Source organism: Staphylococcus sp. GDX7P312P (genome assembly GCF_008385775.1).
GTDB classification, from domain to species: domain Bacteria; phylum Bacillota; class Bacilli; order Staphylococcales; family Staphylococcaceae; genus Staphylococcus; species Staphylococcus haemolyticus.
Map to the genome: position 1 here is coordinate 1 of NZ_VUKI01000073.1, position 474 is coordinate 474.

1 protein-coding gene is annotated in these 474 nt (G+C 42.4%); it reads left to right on the forward strand.

The window, feature by feature from the left end; genetic code table 11:
• On the forward strand, nucleotides 1-474 hold a 474-nt coding region (locus F1592_RS13310; RefSeq protein WP_149814202.1), incomplete at both ends, for a putative Ig domain-containing protein.

Below are 474 nucleotides of genomic sequence, written 5' to 3' on the forward strand. Positions count from 1 at the left end.
AATCAGAATACAAACACAATTAGTGGAACACCATCAAAAGTTGGAAGCTATCCAATTACAGTGACAACAACAGATGCCGACGGCAACGAAACAACAACAAGCTTTACAATCACGGTTCAAGATACAACAGCGCCAACAGTCAAAGCGATTGGAAATCAAACTAAAGAAGTCAATACTGCGATAGATTCAATCAAAATAGATGTGACAGATAACAGTGGTCAAGCCGTAACAAATAAAGTAAGTGGCTTACCAGCAGGTGTAACGTTTAATCCAGATACTAATACAATTAGTGGTACACCAAGCAAAGTGGGAAGTTACCCAATTACGGTGACAACAACAGATGCCGATGGCAACGGGACGACAACAAGATTTAAAAGCACGCAGCAACACACAACAGCGCAAACAGTCAAAGCGATTGGAACTCTAGCCAAAGAGGTGAATACAGCGAGAGATCGATGCAGGATGGTTGGGGGG